At 70.1% G+C, this 17,874-nt stretch carries 18 protein-coding genes; 11 read left to right on the top strand and 7 right to left on the bottom strand.

From position 1 onward, the window contains the following. Positions 1 to 482 precede the first annotated feature (482 nt). Together IF29_RS0133940 and IF29_RS0133935 are read left to right on the top strand one after the other, a co-directional pair. Positions 483 to 1,424 carry a heme o synthase gene (locus tag IF29_RS0133940; protein WP_037597635.1) on the top strand — a complete coding sequence of 314 codons (942 nt, stop codon included), beginning with the start codon at positions 483 to 485 and terminating at the stop codon, positions 1,422 to 1,424. Positions 1,425 to 1,472: 48 nt separating this feature from the next. Then, entirely contained in the window at positions 1,473 to 1,814 is a 342-nt protein-coding gene (locus IF29_RS0133935; RefSeq protein WP_030263368.1) for a hypothetical protein, read from the top strand. A 111-nt stretch (positions 1,815 to 1,925) separates the two neighbouring features. Here the strand turns inward: IF29_RS0133935 and IF29_RS0133930 are convergent, their stop codons facing one another. The 5 genes from IF29_RS0133930 to IF29_RS0133910 all read right to left on the bottom strand — a co-directional run bounded on the left by IF29_RS0133930 (position 1,926) and on the right by IF29_RS0133910 (position 7,887). After that, a complete protein-coding gene (locus tag IF29_RS0133930; protein ID WP_037597601.1) occupies positions 1,926 to 2,903 on the bottom strand; it encodes a COX15/CtaA family protein in 978 nt (325 codons plus the stop codon). Between the two features lie 106 nt (positions 2,904 to 3,009). Beyond that, complete coding sequence (locus IF29_RS0133925) at positions 3,010 to 3,930, bottom strand: hypothetical protein (protein WP_030263362.1); 921 nt, start codon at positions 3,928 to 3,930, stop codon at positions 3,010 to 3,012. A 167-nt stretch (positions 3,931 to 4,097) separates the two neighbouring features. Beyond that, positions 4,098 to 5,393 carry an acyltransferase family protein gene (locus IF29_RS0133920; protein WP_084715371.1) on the bottom strand — a complete coding sequence of 432 codons (1,296 nt, stop codon included), beginning with the start codon at positions 5,391 to 5,393 and terminating at the stop codon, positions 4,098 to 4,100. Further along, a complete protein-coding gene (locus tag IF29_RS0133915) occupies positions 5,390 to 7,585 on the bottom strand; it encodes a bifunctional polysaccharide deacetylase/glycosyltransferase family 2 protein (protein WP_030263355.1) in 2,196 nt (731 codons plus the stop codon). Before IF29_RS0133915 ends, IF29_RS0133920 begins: the two co-directional genes overlap by 4 nt. Continuing rightward, positions 7,585 to 7,887 (bottom strand): hypothetical protein, encoded by a 303-nt coding sequence (locus tag IF29_RS0133910; protein WP_030263351.1) that lies wholly within the window; start codon positions 7,885 to 7,887, stop codon positions 7,585 to 7,587. The genes IF29_RS0133915 and IF29_RS0133910 overlap by 1 nt, the downstream gene beginning before the upstream one ends. A gap of 158 nt (positions 7,888 to 8,045) precedes the next feature. Between IF29_RS0133910 and IF29_RS0133905 the strand changes: the two genes are divergently transcribed. After that, positions 8,046 to 9,047, top strand: coding sequence for a glycoside hydrolase family 26 protein (locus IF29_RS0133905; RefSeq protein WP_037597599.1), 1,002 nt, complete (start codon positions 8,046 to 8,048; stop codon positions 9,045 to 9,047). Between the two features lie 22 nt (positions 9,048 to 9,069). On the opposite strand, the gene IF29_RS0133900 is transcribed toward IF29_RS0133905, so the two are convergent. Continuing rightward, entirely contained in the window at positions 9,070 to 9,855 is a 786-nt protein-coding gene (locus IF29_RS0133900; RefSeq protein ID WP_030263344.1) for an ABC transporter permease, read from the bottom strand. Next, the gene (locus IF29_RS0133895; RefSeq protein WP_030263336.1) at positions 9,852 to 10,787 is read right to left on the bottom strand and encodes an ABC transporter ATP-binding protein; all 936 of its coding nucleotides are present in this window, start codon (positions 10,785 to 10,787) and stop codon (positions 9,852 to 9,854) included. Before IF29_RS0133895 ends, IF29_RS0133900 begins: the two co-directional genes overlap by 4 nt. Positions 10,788 to 10,935: 148 nt before the next feature. Between IF29_RS0133895 and IF29_RS0133890 the strand changes: the two genes are divergently transcribed. From IF29_RS0133890 to IF29_RS0133855, 8 genes are all read left to right on the top strand, one after another. Next, the gene (locus IF29_RS0133890; RefSeq protein WP_030263333.1) at positions 10,936 to 11,739 is read left to right on the top strand and encodes a helix-turn-helix transcriptional regulator; all 804 of its coding nucleotides are present in this window, start codon (positions 10,936 to 10,938) and stop codon (positions 11,737 to 11,739) included. Then, on the top strand, positions 11,736 to 13,148 hold the full coding sequence (gene sufB, locus IF29_RS0133885) for a Fe-S cluster assembly protein SufB (RefSeq protein WP_030263330.1): 1,413 nt from the start codon (positions 11,736 to 11,738) through the stop codon (positions 13,146 to 13,148). The genes IF29_RS0133890 and sufB overlap by 4 nt, the downstream gene beginning before the upstream one ends. A gap of 57 nt (positions 13,149 to 13,205) precedes the next feature. Continuing rightward, positions 13,206 to 14,447 (top strand): Fe-S cluster assembly protein SufD, encoded by a 1,242-nt coding sequence (gene sufD, locus IF29_RS0133880; RefSeq protein WP_030263327.1) that lies wholly within the window; start codon positions 13,206 to 13,208, stop codon positions 14,445 to 14,447. Further along, entirely contained in the window at positions 14,444 to 14,761 is a 318-nt protein-coding gene (locus tag IF29_RS0133875; RefSeq protein ID WP_030263324.1) for a non-heme iron oxygenase ferredoxin subunit, read from the top strand. Before sufD ends, IF29_RS0133875 begins: the two co-directional genes overlap by 4 nt. Positions 14,762 to 14,766: 5 nt before the next feature. After that, complete coding sequence (gene sufC, locus IF29_RS0133870; RefSeq protein ID WP_030263321.1) at positions 14,767 to 15,531, top strand: Fe-S cluster assembly ATPase SufC; 765 nt, start codon at positions 14,767 to 14,769, stop codon at positions 15,529 to 15,531. A gap of 20 nt (positions 15,532 to 15,551) precedes the next feature. After that, positions 15,552 to 16,820: a cysteine desulfurase gene (locus IF29_RS0133865; RefSeq protein WP_051726384.1), complete on the top strand. Its 1,269-nt coding sequence runs from the start codon at positions 15,552 to 15,554 to the stop codon at positions 16,818 to 16,820. 19 nt (positions 16,821 to 16,839) lie between these two features. Beyond that, positions 16,840 to 17,295, top strand: a complete 456-nt coding sequence (sufU, locus tag IF29_RS0133860; protein WP_030263316.1) for a Fe-S cluster assembly sulfur transfer protein SufU — start codon at positions 16,840 to 16,842, stop codon at positions 17,293 to 17,295. A 98-nt stretch (positions 17,296 to 17,393) separates the two neighbouring features. Further along, positions 17,394 to 17,681, top strand: coding sequence for a metal-sulfur cluster assembly factor (locus IF29_RS0133855; RefSeq protein WP_042402008.1), 288 nt, complete (start codon positions 17,394 to 17,396; stop codon positions 17,679 to 17,681). The last annotated feature ends 193 nt before the right edge of the window (positions 17,682 to 17,874 follow it).

Raw genomic sequence — 17,874 nt, 5'->3', positions numbered from 1 at the left:
TCCGCCGCCAGAACCCGAACGGTGTCCACCGCCCGCTGGTCAAGCTCGGTCCACTCAAAGGTGTTGCTCGGCTTCGTACTCACCCTGAATCAGGGCTCCTTCCATATCGTCATTCGACCCGGTGCCGTGGACCGTCGACGGTGGCGGACCCTGGTCACAGAGCGTTGACCCGCTGTACGAGGCGAGCCTACCGCTCATGCGTTCACTCGTTCTCTGCGTTCCGGACCGCGGGCAGCCACCCGGGCCCAACCGCATGAGCGCAGGAGGCATTCCCGGCAACCAGCAGCCCGTTCTTTGCGGTCACTCCTATATGGCAGCCTGAGGGATCGTCCGGGGAACCGCCCGCTGAACGGTGCAACACGGTTACTGGAACCGGGACCCCGCGCCGAAGCCGACATATGCAACGTCTAAGGTGGCGTGGTACGCGCAGGGCCGCCGGGCCTCGTCCCGGTCCTGCGGCTCTCCATCAACCAGGGGTGTTCGTGACCGCCGTCGAAACCCGCCCAGCGGGGCTGGTCAAGGCGAACCCCGGGCATCGGCCGCTGCCGGCCCGTGTCGGGGCATTCGTCGCACTGACCAAGCCGCGGATCATCGAGTTGCTGCTGATCACCACCGTCCCGGTGATGTTCCTGGCGCAGCGCGGTGTCCCGGACCTGCTGCTGGTGCTGTACGTCGTCGTCGGCGGTTACCTGTCGGCCGGTGGCGCCAACGCCCTCAACATGTACATCGACCGCGACATCGACGCGCTGATGCACCGTACCGAGCGCCGTCCGCTGGTCACCGGCATGGTGTCGCCGCGCGAGTGCCTGGTCTTCGGCATCGCGCTGGCGATCGGGTCCACCGCCTGGCTGGCGGCGCTGGTGAACCCGCTGTCGGCGGCGCTGGCGCTGGCGGCACTGCTGTTCTACGTCTTCGTCTACACCCTCGGGCTGAAGCGCCGGACCGCGCAGAACATCGTCTGGGGCGGCATCGCGGGTTGCATGCCGGTCTTCATCGGCTGGGCTGCGGTCCGCGACTCGCTGGGCTGGGCCCCGGTGGTGCTGTTCCTGGTCATCTTCCTCTGGACGCCGCCGCACTACTGGCCGCTGTCGATGAAGGTGAAGGACGACTACGCCAACGCGGGCGTCCCGATGCTCCCGGTGATCGCCACCAACGAGGCGGTCGCCAGGCAGATCGTCGGCTACAGCTGGGCGATGGTCGCAGTGTCGCTGGCGCTGTGGCCGCTGGGCCACACCAGTTGGCTCTATCCGGTCTCGGCGGTGCTGCTGGGCGCCTTCTGGCTGAAGGAGGCGCACGGGCTGCTGTCCCGCGCCAAGGCCGGGGTGGTCGGGGCCAAGCTGAAGGAGATGCGGCTGTTCCACTGGTCCATCACCTATCTGACGCTGCTGTTCGTCGAGATCGCGATCGACCCCTTCCTCAAGTAGTCCGGGGCGCTGTCGTGCGCGGGGATACTCGTGGGTAGCATCAGCCGTATGAGCGAAACGACCACTGCTGCCGCCCCCTCCGCCCGCGACGAGCGCCGTGCGGCCCGCATCGCCAAGCACATCAAGGCCTTCGCGGCGGCCCACGGGGGCAGCGCCGACGGGGTCGTCGAGTACATCGGCGGGATCTCCACCCGGATCGCGCTGGTCGGCGCGGACGGCGCGTGGGGCGACCAGGTGGCGCCGAGCCTGGCGGTGGCCGAACGGGCGGTGGAGCTGTCCGGGATCACCGTGCACGAGGCCTTCGAGGGCGAGCTGGGGCTGAAGGTGCGCACCAGTGCCTATGAGTGGAAGCGCATGGCCGGACTGCAGCTCGGCGGGACCCAGGCCTGAGGGCGTTCGGCTGCGGCGTCTGCCTGGTTGCCGTTCGCGCAGTTCCCCGCGCCCCTAAGGAGGGGCGCGGGGAACTGCGCGATCAGCCCACTACGGTCCGCAGTCAGGTCCCTAGACCTCTGCCAGATGCGCCACGGCCTCGATGTTCGCGGGCCGCGGCAGCGCGCCGACCTCGGGGCGGGTCCGCAGCGACAGGTGCAGCCGCAGCACCGCGACCCAGACCAGGGCTGCCCCCAGCAGGTGCACCGCGACCAGCAGTTCCGGCGTGTGGGTGAAGTACTGGACGAAGCCGATCACGGCCTGCGACATCAGTACGACGAAGAACTCGCGGGCCCGGCGGCGGGGCTCGGCCGGTGCGTCCACGGCCATCAGTACGAACATCATCGCCAGCGACAGGCCGATGGTGACCATGGCGAAGTCGGCGTGGAACTGGGTGACCTTCTCCGCGTCGAAGGGCATCCGCTTGACCTCGGTGCCGTCGCCGGAGTGCTTGCCGGTCCCGGTGGCCAGGGTGCCCGCCACGATCAGGGCCGAGGTCACCGCGATGGTCAGCCGGGACAGCTGGACCACCGGCCGGCCCACGGTGCGCACCGGATCGCCGTCGCCCTCGCGGCTGCGCTGCCACATCGCCAGCGCGGTCAGGATCAGCACGGTCGAGGCGAGGAAGTGGCAGGCCACGATGAAGGGGTTGAGGTGCGTCAGCACCGTGATCCCGCCCAGGACCGCCTGAGCCACCGTCACCCAGAACTGCGCCCAGCCGAGCCTGGTCAGGCTGCGCCGCCAGGTCCGGCCGCAGCGCGCGGCGATGATGGCCAGTCCGATCACCGCGCAGAGCACGTCGGTGAGCATCCGGTTGCCGAACTCGATGATGCCGTGGATGCCCATCGCGGGCGTGGTGGCGATGCTGCTGCCGGTGCAGGTCGGCCAGGTCGGGCAGCCCAGCCCCGAGCTGGTCAGCCGCACCGCGCCGCCGGTCACCACGACCAGCACGCTCATGACCAGCGTTGCGAAGGCCGCCCAGCGGATCACGCGGTCGGAGACCGTGACGCGCTCGGCGAGGAGGGAGAAGGGTGTACGCACGCCAGTCATCGTAGATTGCGCGACTGAGGATCTTCTGAGCGGGTCTCCGGCGACACGGCTGCGGCCCGCGCCGGTGGTTCCGGTGCGGGCCGCAGGCCGAGATGCGGGGCCGGGATCAGCTGTGGCTGCCCGCAGCACGGCGACGCAGTACGAAGACCGCCGCACCGCCCGCGACCACCAGGGCGCCGGCGATGCCGGCGATGGTGCCGGTGCCGTCGCTACCGGTGTCGGCGAGCCCGGTGCCGCTGCCGGAGGTGGCACTGGCGACCGCGGCCGCGCTGGTGGACGAGGACGCGGACGCCCCCGTGCTCGCCGAGGCGGACGAGGAGGCCCCGGCCGAGGAGGAGGCGGAGGCGCCGGTGGAGCTGCTCGCCGAGGCGGAGGCGCTGTCGGACGGTGCGGACGAGGCCGACTGGCTCGAGGAGGGGCTCGCCGAGGCGCTGGCGGAGTCCGACGGGGCGGCCGACTCCGACGGCGGGGTGCTCGGGGTGGGCGAGCAGAGCTGGGTGCCGCCGTTCCAGGACTTGATCAGGCCGCTGTCACCGGAGAACACACCGTTGGGGTAGTGCGGGGCGTTGTCGCCGGAGAAGACCTTGGACCCCTTGTAGAGGTCGATCTGGCCGAAGCAGCCGACGTCCGGGACCTTCACCGAGAGCTGCGCCGAGCCGCCGTCGTGCACGGTGACGTGGGCCACGTCGACCAGGGTCTGGGTGCCGGAGTGGGCCCAGTCGGGGCCCTCGGTCAGGTAGGAGGCCAGCGAGACGTCGCAGCTGCCGCTGCCGTCGGTCCGCACGGTGATCTGCACGGTGCCCGAGGCGGTCGGCACCAGCGAGTCCGAGGTGGAGATCGAGCAGTCGCCGCCGGAGGCGCCCTTGGTGGCGGGCTGCGCGTGGCTGGAGCTGAAACCGGCCTGGTGGCCGTTCCAGCCGTGGCCCGAGGCGAACGAGGTTCCCGCGGCGCCGAGGCCGAGGGCGAGGGCCGCGGAGCCGGTACCGGCTATGCGCAGCAGTGTTGCGGTACGACGAGTGTGGGACACGTCTTCCCTTTACTTTCCGGTCGACACAGGAGCGTCACACATGCTTAATTTTCCCTGCAGTGTTGTCAATTCATCTGAAAACAGACAATTAACGGGGAAAAGCGGAGCGATCGGCAGGCGAATTCCGGAATCTGTACCAGGGCTGTTACGCGCCGCCCAGGTCGCACTCAGGCCCGGCGTCGGCTGCGCACCCGTCGCGGCCACGGGAAGAGCCTCGGCGAGCGTCCGGCGGCCACGTCCTCCACCCAGCCGAACGCGGTCACGAACAGCACCAGCAACGGGATCGCGACGATCAACGGCAGCCACTGGCTCATGAGCAGCCAGCGGAGGTGCAGGTAGACGAAGTTCACCTGCCAGAGCTGGTCGATCAGCGGCTGACTGAGCACCAGGGCGACGTTGTGCCAGAGGTAGACGCTGACGGCACGGGCATTGAGCCAGCTCACCAGCCCGTTCCAGCGCTCCAGCGGTTTCGGCCACTGCTGCCAGGAGGGGCTGAGGTGCAGCAGCATCAGCACGAAGCCGAAGGACCAGACGGCCTGTGCGACCGGGACGCCCTCGATGTCGACCCCGGCGGCCGGGTTGTCGCTGGGCGCGCGCTCCAGCCACCACAGGGCGGCGATCAGGATCATCGGGGCGATCGAGGGTGCGACATAGCGCGGAAGGCGCTTGAGGATTCCCTCGTGGTGGGCCATGCCGAGCAGCCAGCAGGAGCCGAAGGTGGTGAAGTCGGTGGCGGCCTCCATCAGCCGCCCCTCCTGGTCGACCAGGCCCGAGTTGATCAGTACCGACAGGGCGATGGGCAGCAGCAGGGTGACCCAGGGGAGCCTGCGCAGGGCCTTCAGCAGCAGTGGGCTGAGCAGGACGTACCAGAGGTAGGCGCGCAGGTACCAGAGCGGAACCGAGATCTGCTCGGCCCAGGTGGGGTCCACCAGGTGGTGGAATCCGTGCAGGTGGGCTCCGAACGGCGGCTCGCTCAGCGGCAGCACCCAGAACGACAGTTCGCCCCACCACCAGTGCGGGTGGCCCGAGGCGTTCGGACCCCAGCCGTCGTAGACCATGGTGGCCACCGCGATGGCGCCGAACAGCCACATCGGCGGCAGCAGCCGGCGGAGCCTGCTGCGGATGACGCCCCAGGCGGGCCGCTTCAGCGAGTTCGCCATCAGCGAGCCGGCCAGCGCGAACATCACGCCCATGGAGGGGAAGACCAGCGGCAGCCAGATCCAGCCGAAGTTGTGGTAGACGATCACCCGGACCAGGGCCAGCGCGCGCAGCAGGTCGAGGTAGCGGTCGCGACCCGGCTTGCGCGCCGGGGCCGCGGGCTCGGGCCCGGGTTCGGCCGCCTCGGCGGCGGCCGCTCCGTGGGCCTGCCGGAAGGCGTCGGGGATCCGCAGCTGGACGGTGCTGTCGGCCAGTGAGCCCTCGGCGAAGGAGCCGTCCGGGTACGGGCCGAAGGAGGCGCTCATGACCCCGCCACGGTGGGCTCGGTGCCGACCGGTACGCCGACCTCACCGGTGCGCCGCAGCTTCTGCCAGCGCAGCCGGCCCCCGGTCAGCGCGGTGATCCAGGACTGGAGCAGCACCATGTACATCAGCTGCCGGTACACCACCTGCTGCACCGGCAGGGTGATCAGGTGCCAGGCCTTCTCCCGGTCCAGCCGGAAGGCGAACCAGGCGAAGCAGCCCTGGATCGCCATGACGCCCAGCCAGGCCGCGATGGTGCCACCGGCGTCGACGAACAGCAGCCCGTACAGGGTGAAGACGTCGATCAGCGGCGCCAGCATCGGGGTGACCACCATGAACAGCACCACCAGCGGCAGGCCGACCCGGCCGAAGCGGCCGGCGGGACCTCGCTCCAGCACGGCGTGGCGGTGCTTCCACATCGCCTGCATGGTGCCGTAGCTCCAGCGGTAGCGCTGGGACCAGAGCTGGCCGATGCTGCCGGGCGCCTCGGTCCAGGCCCGGGCCTTCTCGGCGTAGACGACCTTCCAGGCGGCCCGGTGCAGGGCCATGGTGACGTCGGTGTCCTCGGCGAGGGTGTCGTCACTGAGGCCGCCCACCTGCTCCAGCGCCTCGCGGCGGAACGCGCCCACCGCGCCGGGGATGGTCGGCATGCAGCTGAGCACGTCGTACATCCGGCGGTCCAGGTTGAAGCCCATCACGTACTCGATGTGCTGCCAGGCCCCGATCAGGGTGTCCCGGTTGCCGACCTTGGCGTTCCCGGCGACCGCGCCGACCCGGGGATCGGCGAACGGCTGGACCAGTTCCCGCACGGTCGAGGGCTCGAACACGGTGTCGCCGTCCATCATCACGATCAGGTCGTACGAGGCGTTGGCGATGCCGGTGTTCAGCGCGGTGGACTTGCCGCTGTTGGGCTGGCTGATCAGCCGCACGCCGGGCAGCGCCAGGGCCCGGACGATGGCGGCGGTGTCGTCGGTGGAGCCGTCGTCGATGACGATGACCTCGATCGGATGGTCACCGGCGGTGAGCGAGCGCAGGGTGCTCTCGATGCACTCCTGCTCGTTGTAGGCGGGCACCAGCACGGTCACCGGCTCGGTCACCGGAGCGCCCCAACTGCTCCACCCCGCCGAGGGGCGGGCCACCCGGCGGGTGCGCCGGACGTGGACCACGGCCAGCACCAGCATCAGCCCGAGGCGGCCGAAGACCAGGAAGCCGGCGAAGGCGAGCAGGGCGACCAGGGGTGGAAGCACGGCCACCGAGAGACCGGTGGACTTGATGAACACCTTTCCGGCCCACAACTGGTAGCCGTGCACCGGTACGTCCGCGCTGGGTGCGCCGATCGCGCCGGTGATGGTGGTGAACCGGTAGCCCTGCTTCTGCAGGCCCTCGATGATCTGCGGCAGTGCGGCCACGGTCTGGGACCGGTCGCCGCCGGCGTCGTGCAGCAGGATCATCTCGCCCTGCCCCGCCCGCACCGGCTGGGCCGCCTTGACGATGGCGGCGACGCCGGGCCGCATCCAGTCGTCGGTGTCGCTGCTGATGAACGCGGTCAGATAGCCGTCCGCGCCGGCGTGCTTGGTCACCGGCCAGGACCAGTCGTCCAGCGCGTCCACGGTGGAGGAGTACGGGGGCCGGAACAGCGAGCTGTGGATGCCGGCCACCCCGGCCAGGGCCAGCTGGGTCTGCGCCAGTTCCCAGGACATCCGGGTGCTGGACTTCAGGGCCAGGTCGGCATGGGTGAAGGTGTGCACGCCGATCTCGTGGCCCTCGTCCCGGATCAGGCGGATCAGCGCGGGATGGCGGGAGGCCATCGAACCGGTGATGAAGAAGTCGGCCTTGATGCCGTAGGTCTTCAGCACGGCCAGGATCTTGGGCGTCCAGACCGGGTCCGGGCCGTCGTCGAAGCTGAGCACGACGGTGTGCGCCGGGATGTTGTAGTTCACCGGCTTCGTCTGCTTGGCCGTGCCCCTGGCGTCCACGACCGGGCCGCCGGTGAGCACGCTCATGGGCACCGTGGTCTTGTCCACCGACACCGCGATCGCGGTGTCGTGGAAGACCTGGTTGATGGCCATGCCGCGGAGCACCAGCAGCACCAGCAGCGTGACCAGCAGGGTGACCGGCAGGAAGAACCGCAGTGGGGGCACCTGGAGCCGGCGGTTGCGGCTGGTCGGGCGGCGCCGGCGGGAGGAGCGGGCCATCAGGGCGCGGTCGGGTTGACGACCAGCGGGTGGCCGGAGCGGGTGAGCGGCCGGCTGGTGTCAGCGGTGGCGGGCACCCGCAGGGCCGGGGCCTTGGCCTGGGCGCCGACCAGGTTGGACAGCATTCCGGCCGCGAAGACGGTGCAGACCACCCCGAGGACCCAGCCCGAGGCGCGCAGCCGGCGGCCGCGCTTCCCGGTGTGGTCGACGAACACCGGCGAGGCTTCGGGAAGGGCTTCCCGGACCTTCTCGGGGACGAGCAGCGGAATTTCGAAGGTGTCCCAGTCGGACGAGATGCTCACCGGTCGGAAGGTAGTGCAGCAACCTGGTGATCCGTCGATCGAATGTCCATGGGTGGGGCATTTATCCCACCTTTGTGATGAGGGTGTAATGAAATTGGAATGAGTTTCGGAAGATGGTTAGGATGCGGGCATTCGCCCATTGGAAAGCAGCCTCTGACATGCGCATATCTACTCGGGAAAAGCGGCAACCGGTCCGCGCCGCACTCCTCGTGGCCGCGCTGCTCCCGTTGGCCGGCTGCGCCGCAGGGAGCAGTGGTGCCACGAGCACCGGTACGGTCCCGAGCGCTTCGCCGACCCACGCCCCCTACTCGGTGGCCTCGCTGCTGCACCCCGACCGATGGATGCTGGGGGTCTCCTCCGACGGGGAGCCCGGTCAACTGGCCCCGGTCACCTCCTTCACCGCGAGTGCCGGGCGCGCGCCCGACCTGCGCGAGTACTACACCAACTGGGGCGAGGACTTCGATCCGGACGGTAACGCCGCGCTCTGGGCCAACGGCCAGCTGCCACTGCTGACCTGGACGCCCAACGGCACCACCCCGGCCCGGATCGCCGCCGGGGCCGACGACGCCTACCTGACCCGCTTCGCCGGGCAGGTCCGCTCCTACGACGGACCGGTGGCGATCAGCTTCGCCCCGGAGATGAACGGCGACTGGAACGCCTGGGGCCCGGGGCACGCCACCGCCGCCGACTACGTACGCGCCTGGCGGCACATCCACGACCTGTTCGCGGCGCGGCAGGCCACCAATGTGATCTGGGTGTGGACGCCGCACGCCACCGACTCCGGTACCCCCGCAGCCATCGCCCCCTACTTCCCCGGCGCGGACTACATCGACTGGGTCGGCCTGATCGGCTACTACGGACCGGGCGAGGGCAGCGACTACCGCTCCCTCTTCGCACCGACCGAGAAGGTGCTGCGCGGGCTCACCGGCAAGCCGCTGCTGATCGCCGAGACCGGGGTGGCCGAGGGGCCGCGCAAGCCGGCGCAGATCCGGGACCTGTTCCAGGGGGTGGCCGGCAGCAAGGGCGTCATCGGTCTGGTCTGGTTCGACAGCCGCAAGCAGTGGCCGGGCAGCAGCACACCGACCGACTGGCGGGTCGCCAGCTCGGCCGGCGCCGCCGAGGCGTTCCGGAAGGCGGTGGCCGACCACGCCGGCGGCTAAGCCGGTCGGGCCTGCGCCGGTGTCACTCCCAGCGGAAGAAGCGTGCCGCCGCGGCCAGGGCGACCACCGCCCAGGCGGCGAGGATGCCGATGTCGCCCCAGGGCATCGCGGCGCCCTGCTGCAGCACCGATCGCAGCCCGTCCGACAGGGCGCTGATCGGCAGCGCCTCCAGTACCGGGCGGACCGCGCCGGGGAACCTGGACAGCGGCACGATCACCCCGCCGGCCAGCAGCAGCAGGATGAAGACCAGGTTGGCGGCGGCCAGGGTGGCCTCGGCCCGCAGCGTGCCGGCCATCAGCAACCCCAGGCCGGAGAAGGCGGCGGTGCCCAGCAGCAGGAGCAGCAGCACCGCGACCGCCCCCGACGGTGTGCCGAGCCCGTGCGGGTGCCAGCCGAGCAGCAGTGCGATCACCGACAGCAGGGCGACCTGGAGCACCTCGGTGACCAGCACGCTCCCGGTCTTGGCGGTCATCAGCGCCCAGCGCGGCAGCGGGCTGGCGCCCAGCCGCTTGAGCACCCCGTACCGCCGTTCGAAGCCGGTGGCGATGGCCTGGCCGGTGAAGGCGGTGGACAGCACGGCGAGGGCCAGCAGTCCCGGCGCCAGGAAGTCGACCCTGGCCCCGGGGCCGGTGGTCGCGACGATGTCGACCGCGCTGAACAGCACCAGCAGCACGCTGGGGATGACCACGGTGAGCAGCAGCTGCTCACCGTTGCGCAGCAGCATCCTGGTCTCCAGGCCGGTCTGGGCCCGGAGCATCCGGCCGAGCGGTGCCGCGCCCGGCTGGGGGGCGTAGCTGGTGGTACTCATGCGCGCAGGTCCCGTCCGGTGAGTTCGAGGAAGACGTCTTCGAGGGTGCGGCGGCCCACCGCCAGCTGCTCCGGCATCACCCCGGACTGGGCGCACCAGCTGGTGAGGGTGGCCAGCAGCTGCGGGTCGACCACGCCCTCGACCAGGTAGGAGCCGGGGGTGGACTCGGCCACGGCGGTTCCGTCCGGCAGTGCCTTGAGCAGGCTGCCCAGGTCGAGCCCGGGGCGGGCGCGGAAGCGCACCGTGTCGGCGGCGTCGCTGCGGCACAGCTCCTCCGGGGTGCCCTCGGCGATCACCCGGCCGCCGTCCACGATGGCGATCCGGTCGGCGAGCTGCTCCGCCTCGTCCATGTGATGGGTGGTCAGCACCACCGTGACGCCGTCCCGGCGCAGGTTCCGGACCAGGTCCCAGGTGGCCTGGCGGGCGTGCGGGTCCAGGCCGGCGGTGGGCTCGTCCAGGAAGACCAGTTCCGGGCGGCCGACGACGGCCATGGCCAGTGCCAGCCGCTGCTGCTGGCCGCCGGAGAGGCGGCGGTAGGCGGTGCGGCCGCAGGAGTCCAGGCCGAGCCGGGCGGCCAGCTCGTCCACGTCCAGCGGGTGGGCGTGCAGCTTCGCCGTGTGCCGGAGCATCTCCAGGGCGCGTGCGCCGGGGTAGATGCCGCCGGACTGCAGCATCACGCCGATCCGCGGGCGCAGCCGGGCGGCCTGCGCCGGGTCGCCGGGGTCCAGGCCGAGCACCCGTACGGTGCCGGCGTCGGCGCGGCGGTAGCCCTCGCAGGTCTCGATGGTGGTGGTCTTGCCCGCGCCGTTGGGGCCGAGGACGGCGGTGACGCTGCCCGTGGCCACGGTGAGGTCCAGGCCGTCCACCGCGGTCCTGTCGCCGTACCGCTTGACCAGGCCGGTGATCGCGACGGCGGGAGCACTGGTTTGCATGGCGACGAGTCTACGAAGCGGCGGGGTGCGCCCCGCACCAGGTACCGAATCCGCAGGTCAGGTTAGGCAATCCTTAGTGATAGATCAGACAGCGGACGTCCCCCGAAGGAAGTTGTCCCGGCGGAATGAATTACGCAACAATGGTGTTGTGAAATACATGCGGGAGCGCGAGGAGGGGCCTGAGGCAGTCGTTGAGACGACCGCCCCTGTCGCCATGCCTTCCGCGGTGTCCTCGCGGGAGCGGGTGGCCCGCTCCATTCTGGACCACGGCCCGAGCAGTGCCGCGGACCTCGCCGAGCGGCTCGGCGTCACCCAGGCGGCGGTCCGCCGGCACCTGGACTCGCTGCTCGCCGCCGGGCTGGTCACCGCCCGCGAGCAGAAGGTGTACGGACACCGCGGCCGGGGCCGCCCGGCCAAGGTCTTCCTGCTCACCGACTCCGGCCGGGACGCCTTCTACCAGGCCTACGACCAGCTCGCCGCGGACGCCCTGCGCTTCCTCGCCGAGGCCGCCGGCGGCGGCGAGGCCGGCCGCGACGCGCTGGCCGCGTTCGCCCGGGCCCGGCTGGCCCGGGACGCCGAGCGCTACCGCGAGGCCCTCGGCGAGAGCGACGGGCTGACCCCGACCGAGAAGCTGGCCGGAGTGCTCTCCGGCGACGGGTACGCTGCCACGGTGCGGCGTGCCCCTCTCGGAGAGCAGCTCTGCCAGCACCACTGCCCGGTCGCGCACATCGCCGAGCAGTTCCCGCAGTTCTGCGAGGCCGAGACCGAGGTCTTCTCGCAGCTGCTGGGCACCCATGTGCAGCGGCTGGCCACCATCGCCCACGGCGACGGGGTCTGCACGACCTTCGTGCCCACCCCAGCCGTACCGGCGGCCCCGGCCGCCACCCGATCGTCCACCGATACCAGTTCGCCCGTCTCCAGTTCACCAGTCTCCGGGAGGAACCCCGTATGACCACCACCGCTCACCCGGAGCTTGAGGGCCTGGGCACCTACGAGTTCGGCTGGTCCGACTCCGACGCCGCAGGCTCCACCGCCAAGCGCGGTCTGTCCGAGGCCGTCGTCCGCGACATCTCGGCGAAGAAGTCCGAGCCGGAGTGGATGCTGAACCTGCGCCTCAAGGGACTGAAGCTGTTCGGCAAGAAGCCCATGCCGACCTGGGGCTCCGACCTCACCGGCATCGACTTCGACAACATCAAGTACTTCGTGCGGTCCACCGAGAAGCAGGCGGAGTCCTGGGAGGACCTGCCCGCCGACATCAAGAACACCTACGACAAGCTCGGCATCCCGGAGGCGGAGAAGCAGCGCCTGGTCGCCGGTGTCGCGGCGCAGTACGAGTCCGAGGTCGTCTACCACCAGATCCGCGAGGACCTGGAGGAGCAGGGCGTGATCTTCCTCGACACGGACACCGCGCTGAAGCAGCACCCGGAGCTGTTCCAGGAGTACTTCGGCACCGTCATCCCGGTCGGCGACAACAAGTTCGCCTCGCTGAACAGCGCGGTGTGGTCCGGCGGCTCGTTCATCTACGTGCCGAAGGGCGTGCACGTGGACATCCCGCTGCAGGCCTACTTCCGGATCAACACCGAGAACATGGGCCAGTTCGAGCGGACGCTGATCATCGTCGACGAGGACGCCTACGTCCACTACGTCGAGGGCTGCACCGCGCCGATCTACTCCTCGGACTCGCTGCACAGCGCCGTGGTGGAGATCATCGTGAAGAAGGGCGGCCGCTGCCGCTACACGACCATCCAGAACTGGTCGAACAACGTCTACAACCTGGTGACCAAGCGGGCCGTGGCCTACGAGGGCGCGACCATGGAGTGGGTCGACGGCAACATTGGCTCCAAGGTCACCATGAAGTACCCGGCCGTCTACCTGATGGGCGAGCACGCCAAGGGCGAGACCCTGTCGATCGCCTTCGCCGGCGCCGGCCAGCACCAGGACGCCGGGGCCAAGATGGTCCACATGGCGCCCAACACCTCCTCCAACATCGTCTCCAAGTCGGTGGCCCGGGGCGGCGGCCGCACCTCCTACCGCGGTCTGATCGAGATCGGCGAGGGCTCCAAGGGCGCCAAGTCCAACGTGCTCTGCGACGCGCTGCTGGTGGACACCATCTCCCGCTCGGACACCTACCCCTACGTGGACGTCCGCGAGGACGACGTGTCGATGGGCCACGAGGCGACGGTCTCCAAGGTCAGCGAGGACCAGCTCTTCTACCTGATGAGCCGCGGTCTGACCGAGTTCGAGGCGATGGCGATGATCGTGCGCGGCTTCGTCGAGCCGATCGCCAAGGAGCTCCCGATGGAGTACGCGCTGGAGCTCAACCGGCTGATCGAGCTGCAGATGGAGGGCTCGGTCGGCTGACCGCGGTCCCCGCCCCTGCACACCGACGCTTCCGTACGAGAGAGAGCAGTTCTAGTAATGGCTGAGGCCACCAACACGGCCGGTGGATCGACCACGGCAGGCTCCATCGAGGTCGGCACCGCCGGCTCCGGCGCGCAACTGGCCGGTCCCGGCACCGGGCGCGACAGCGTCGCCGCCGTCCAGCCCGTCGATGCCAGGCTCGACGCCGTCGACTCCTACGACGTCGCCGACTTCCCGGTGCCCACCGGGCGCGAGGAGAACTGGCGGTTCACCCCGCTGAACCGGCTGCGCGGGCTGCACGACGGCAGCGCCGAGGCGACCGAGGGCGCGGTCAAGGTCGACGTCAGCGCCCCCGCCGGGGTCGTCGTCGAGGCCGTGGAGCGCACCGACCCGCGGGTCGGCAGGGCCGGCAAGCCGGTCGACCGGGTCGCCGCCCAGGCGTTCAGCAGCTTCGAGAAGGCCGGTCTGGTCTCGGTCCCGCGCGACACCGTGCTGACCGAGCCGATCCGGATCACCGTGCAGGGCCAGGGCGGCACCGCCTACGGCCACCAGGTGATCGAGCTCGGCGCGTTCGCCGAGGCCCTGGTCGTGATCGAGCACACCGGCGACGCGGTGCTGGCCGCCAACGTCGAGTACCTGATCGGCGACGGCGCCAAGCTCACCGTGGTCTCCGTCCAGGACTGGGACGACACCGCCGTCCACGTCGCCCAGCACACCGCGCTGGTCGGCCGGGACGCCTCGTTCAAGTCCGTGGTGGTCAGCTTCGGCGGCGACCTGGTCCGGCTGCACCCCCGGGTGGTCTACGGCGCCACCGGCGGCGAGGCCGACCTCTACGGGCTGTACTTCGCCGACGCCGGCCAGCACCTGGAGCACCGGCTGTTCATCGACCACGACACCCCGCACTGCCGCAGCAACGTCGCCTACAAGGGCGCGCTGCAGGGCAAGGACGCGCGCGCGGTCTGGATCGGCGACGTGCTGATCCGCGCCGCCGCCGAGGGCACCGACACCTACGAGCTCAACCGCAACCTGGTGCTCACCGACGGCGCGCGGGTCGACTCGGTCCCCAACCTGGAGATCGAGACCGGCGAGATCGTCGGCGCCGGACACGCCTCCGCCACCGGCCGCTTCGACGACGAGCAGCTGTTCTACCTGCAGTCCCGCGGCATCCCGGCCGACGAGGCGCGCCGCCTGGTGGTCCGCGGCTTCTTCGCCGAGCTGGTCCAGCAGATCGGCCTGCCCGAGCTGCAGGAACGCCTGATCGAGCGGATCGACGCCGAGCTGGAGGCGTCGGTCGCATGAGCTTCGTTCGAGTCGCCGCACTGAGCGAGCTGGAGGCCGACACCCCCAAGCGGGTCGCCGTCGGCGACGTTCCGGTCTCGCTGGTGCGCACCGGCGGCGAGGTGTTCGCGATCAACGACATCTGCTCGCACGCCAATGTCTCGCTCTCCGAGGGCGAGGTCGACGACTGCTCCATCGAGTGCTGGCTGCACGGGTCCAGCTTCGACCTGCGCACCGGCAAGCCCTCCGGGCTGCCCGCGACCCGGCCCGTTCCCGTGTACCCCGTAAAGATCGAAGGGGACGATGTGCTCGTCTCCGTCACCCAGGAGTCCTGAGCCTCATGGCAACCCTTGAAATCAACGACCTGCACGTCACCGTCGAGACCGAGAACGGCCCCCGCGAGATCCTCAGCGGCGTCGACCTGACGGTGAAGCAGGGCGAGACCCACGCCATCATGGGCCCCAACGGCTCCGGCAAGACCACCCTCGCCTACTCCATCGCCGGCCACCCCAAGTACACGATCACCAGCGGCACGGTGACCCTGGACGGCGAGGACGTGCTGGCGATGACCGTGGACGAGCGCGCCCGCGCGGGCCTCTTCCTGGCCATGCAGTACCCGGTGGAGATCCCCGGTGTGTCGATCTCCAACTTCCTGCGCACCTCCGCCACCGCCGTCCGCGGCGAGGCCCCCAAGCTCCGCACCTGGGTGAAGGAGGTCAAGGAGGCCATGGCCGACCTGCAGATGGACCCGTCCTTCGCCGAGCGCAACGTCAACGAGGGCTTCTCCGGCGGTGAGAAGAAGCGCCACGAGATCCTGCAGATGGAGCTGCTCAAGCCCAAGGTCGCGATCCTGGACGAGACCGACTCCGGCCTGGACGTCGACGCGCTGCGGGTGGTCTCCGAGGGCGTCAACCGGGTCCGCGCGACCGGCGAGGTCGGCACCCTGCTGATCACCCACTACACGCGCATCCTGCGCTACATCAAGCCCGACTACGTGCACGTCTTCGCGGCGGGCAAGATCGTCAAGTCCGGCGGCCCGGAGCTCGCCGACGAGCTCGAGAACGAGGGCTACGAGAAGTACGCGAAGGGCGGCGCTGCAGCGTGATCCATACCCCCCGTCCCGGCCTGGTGGTCCCCGGCGGCGCCGCGGCGTCCGCGCTGGACACCGACGCCATCCGCAAGGACTTCCCGATCCTGCAGCGGGTGCTGCACGACGGCAAGCCGCTGGTCTACCTGGACAGCGCGGCGACCTCGCAGAAGCCCCGCCAGGTGCTCGACGCGGTCAACGCCTACTACGAGCAGCACAACGCCAACGTCCACCGCGGCGTGCACACGCTGGCGGAGGAGGCCACGGCGCTCTACGAGGGCGCCCGTGACAAGGTCGCGTCGTTCGTCAACGCGCCCAGCCGGGACGAGGTGATCTTCACCAAGAACGCCTCGGAGTCGCTCAACCTGGTCGCCAACATGCTGGGCTGGGCCGACGAGCCCTACCGGGTCGACGCCGACTCCGAGATCGTGATCACGGAGATGGAGCACCACTCCAACATCGTGCCGTGGCAACTGCTGTCGCAGCGCACCGGCGCCAAGCTGAAGTGGTTCGGGCTGACCGACGACGGCCGGCTCGACCTCTCCAACATCGACGAGATCATCACCGAGAAGACCAAGGTCGTCTCGTTCGTGCTGGTCTCCAACATCCTCGGCACCATCAACCCGGTCGAGGCGATCGTCCGGCGCGCCCAGGACGTCGGCGCGCTGGTCGTCATCGACGCCTCGCAGGCCGCCCCGCACATGCCGCTGGACGTGCAGGCGCTGGAGGCCGACTTCGTCGCCTTCACCGGGCACAAGATGCTGGCGCCCACCGGCATCGGCGTGCTCTGGGGCCGCCAGGAGCTGCTGGAGGACCTGCCGCCGTTCCTGGGCGGTGGCGAGATGATCGAGACCGTGTCGATGAGCTCGTCCACCTACGCCCCGGCGCCGCACAAGTTCGAGGCCGGCACCCCGCCGATCTCCCAGGCCATCGGCCTGGGCGCGGCGATCGACTACCTCAGCGCGATCGGCATGGAGAACATCGCCGCGCACGAGAAGGAGATCGTCGAGTACGCGGTGCGCCGGCTGCAGGAGGTCCCCGACCTGAAGATCATCGGCCCGGACACGGCCGAGGACCGCGGCGCGGCGATCTCCTTCACCCTGGGCGACATCCACCCGCACGACGTCGGCCAGGTGCTGGACGAGCAGGGCATCGCGGTCCGGGTCGGCCACCACTGCGCCCGGCCGGTCTGCCTGCGCTACGGAATTCCTGCGACCACGCGGGCGTCGTTCTATCTGTACTCCACCGAGGCGGAGGTGGACGCCCTGATCGACGGGCTGCACACGGTCCGCGCCTTCTTCGGCTGAGAGAGGAGATGACGACCCTGTGAAGATGGACTCGATGTACCAGGAGATCATCCTGGACCACTACAAGCACCCCCACGGCAAGGGCCTGCGGGACGGCGACGCCGAGGTGCACCACGTCAATCCGACCTGCGGTGACGAGATCACCCTGCGGGTGCGGCTGGACGGCAGCACCGTGGCCGACATCTCGTACGACTCGCAGGGCTGTTCGATCAGCCAGGCGAGCGCGTCCGTGCTGAACGACCTGCTGGTCGGCAAGCAGATCGGGGAGGCGCAGCAGGTCCAGGAGGCGTTCCTGGAGCTGATGCAGAGCAAGGGCCAGTCCGAGGGCGACGAGGAGCTGCTGGAGGACGCCATCGCGTTCGCCGGGGTCTCCAAGTACCCGGCCCGGGTCAAGTGCGCCCTGCTCAGCTGGATGGCCTGGAAGGACGCCACCGCGCAGGCGCTGGCCGAGACACCCGTCAGGGAGAGCGCATGAGTGACACCGCTGAGACCACCGACACGTCGGCCGCCGACGCGCCGTCGGAGAGCACCTTCGTCGGCACCACGGCCGGCACCGTCGCCGTGGACGACCTGATGGAGGCGCTGCTGGACGTCGTCGACCCGGAGCTGGGCATCGACGTCGTCAACCTGGGCCTGATCTACGGCGTCCACATCGACGAGGGCGACGTGGCCACCATCGACATGACGCTGACCTCGGCGGCCTGCCCGCTGACCGACGTCATCGAGGACCAGGCCCGCACCGCCACCGACGGACTGGTCCAGGACCTGCGGATCAACTGGGTCTGGATGCCGCCGTGGGGTCCGGACAAGATCACCGACGACGGCCGCGACCAGCTGCGGGCACTCGGCTTCAACGTCTGAGTCGGTCCGAGTCGGATCTGAGTCGGGGCCGAGTCCGGTCCGAGGCCGGTCCGGGTTCCGTCCGGGTTTCGAGAAGCTGCCGTGCTGTTCACTCCAAGGAGTGAACAGCACGGCAGCTTCTGCCGTGTTCCGGGCAGCCGCTGCGGATAGGCTCGACGGAGCGGGCGGACCGAGTCTGTCGCCCCACTTCCCG

This window comes from Streptacidiphilus jeojiense, from assembly GCF_000719095.1.
Lineage (GTDB): Bacteria > Actinomycetota > Actinomycetes > Streptomycetales > Streptomycetaceae > Streptacidiphilus > Streptacidiphilus jeojiensis.
This window is presented reverse-complemented; position numbering and strand designations above follow the sequence as displayed.

Coding starts and splice junctions, on each gene's coding strand:
- IF29_RS0133935 (WP_030263368.1), top strand. CDS start 1,473: ATGAGCGAAACGACCACTGCTGCCGCCCCCTCCGCCCGCGACGAGCGC.
- IF29_RS0133930 (WP_037597601.1), bottom strand. CDS start 2,903: ATGACTGGCGTGCGTACACCCTTCTCCCTCCTCGCCGAGCGCGTCACG.
- IF29_RS0133920 (WP_084715371.1), bottom strand. CDS start 5,393: ATGAGCGCCTCCTTCGGCCCGTACCCGGACGGCTCCTTCGCCGAGGGC.
- IF29_RS0133915 (WP_030263355.1), bottom strand. CDS start 7,585: ATGGCCCGCTCCTCCCGCCGGCGCCGCCCGACCAGCCGCAACCGCCGG.
- IF29_RS0133905 (WP_037597599.1), top strand. CDS start 8,046: ATGCGCATATCTACTCGGGAAAAGCGGCAACCGGTCCGCGCCGCACTC.
- IF29_RS0133900 (WP_030263344.1), bottom strand. CDS start 9,855: ATGAGTACCACCAGCTACGCCCCCCAGCCGGGCGCGGCACCGCTCGGC.
- IF29_RS0133895 (WP_030263336.1), bottom strand. CDS start 10,787: ATGCAAACCAGTGCTCCCGCCGTCGCGATCACCGGCCTGGTCAAGCGG.
- sufB (WP_030263330.1), top strand. CDS start 11,736: ATGACCACCACCGCTCACCCGGAGCTTGAGGGCCTGGGCACCTACGAG.
- sufD (WP_030263327.1), top strand. CDS start 13,206: ATGGCTGAGGCCACCAACACGGCCGGTGGATCGACCACGGCAGGCTCC.
- IF29_RS0133875 (WP_030263324.1), top strand. CDS start 14,444: ATGAGCTTCGTTCGAGTCGCCGCACTGAGCGAGCTGGAGGCCGACACC.
- sufC (WP_030263321.1), top strand. CDS start 14,767: ATGGCAACCCTTGAAATCAACGACCTGCACGTCACCGTCGAGACCGAG.
- IF29_RS0133855 (WP_042402008.1), top strand. CDS start 17,394: ATGGAGGCGCTGCTGGACGTCGTCGACCCGGAGCTGGGCATCGACGTC.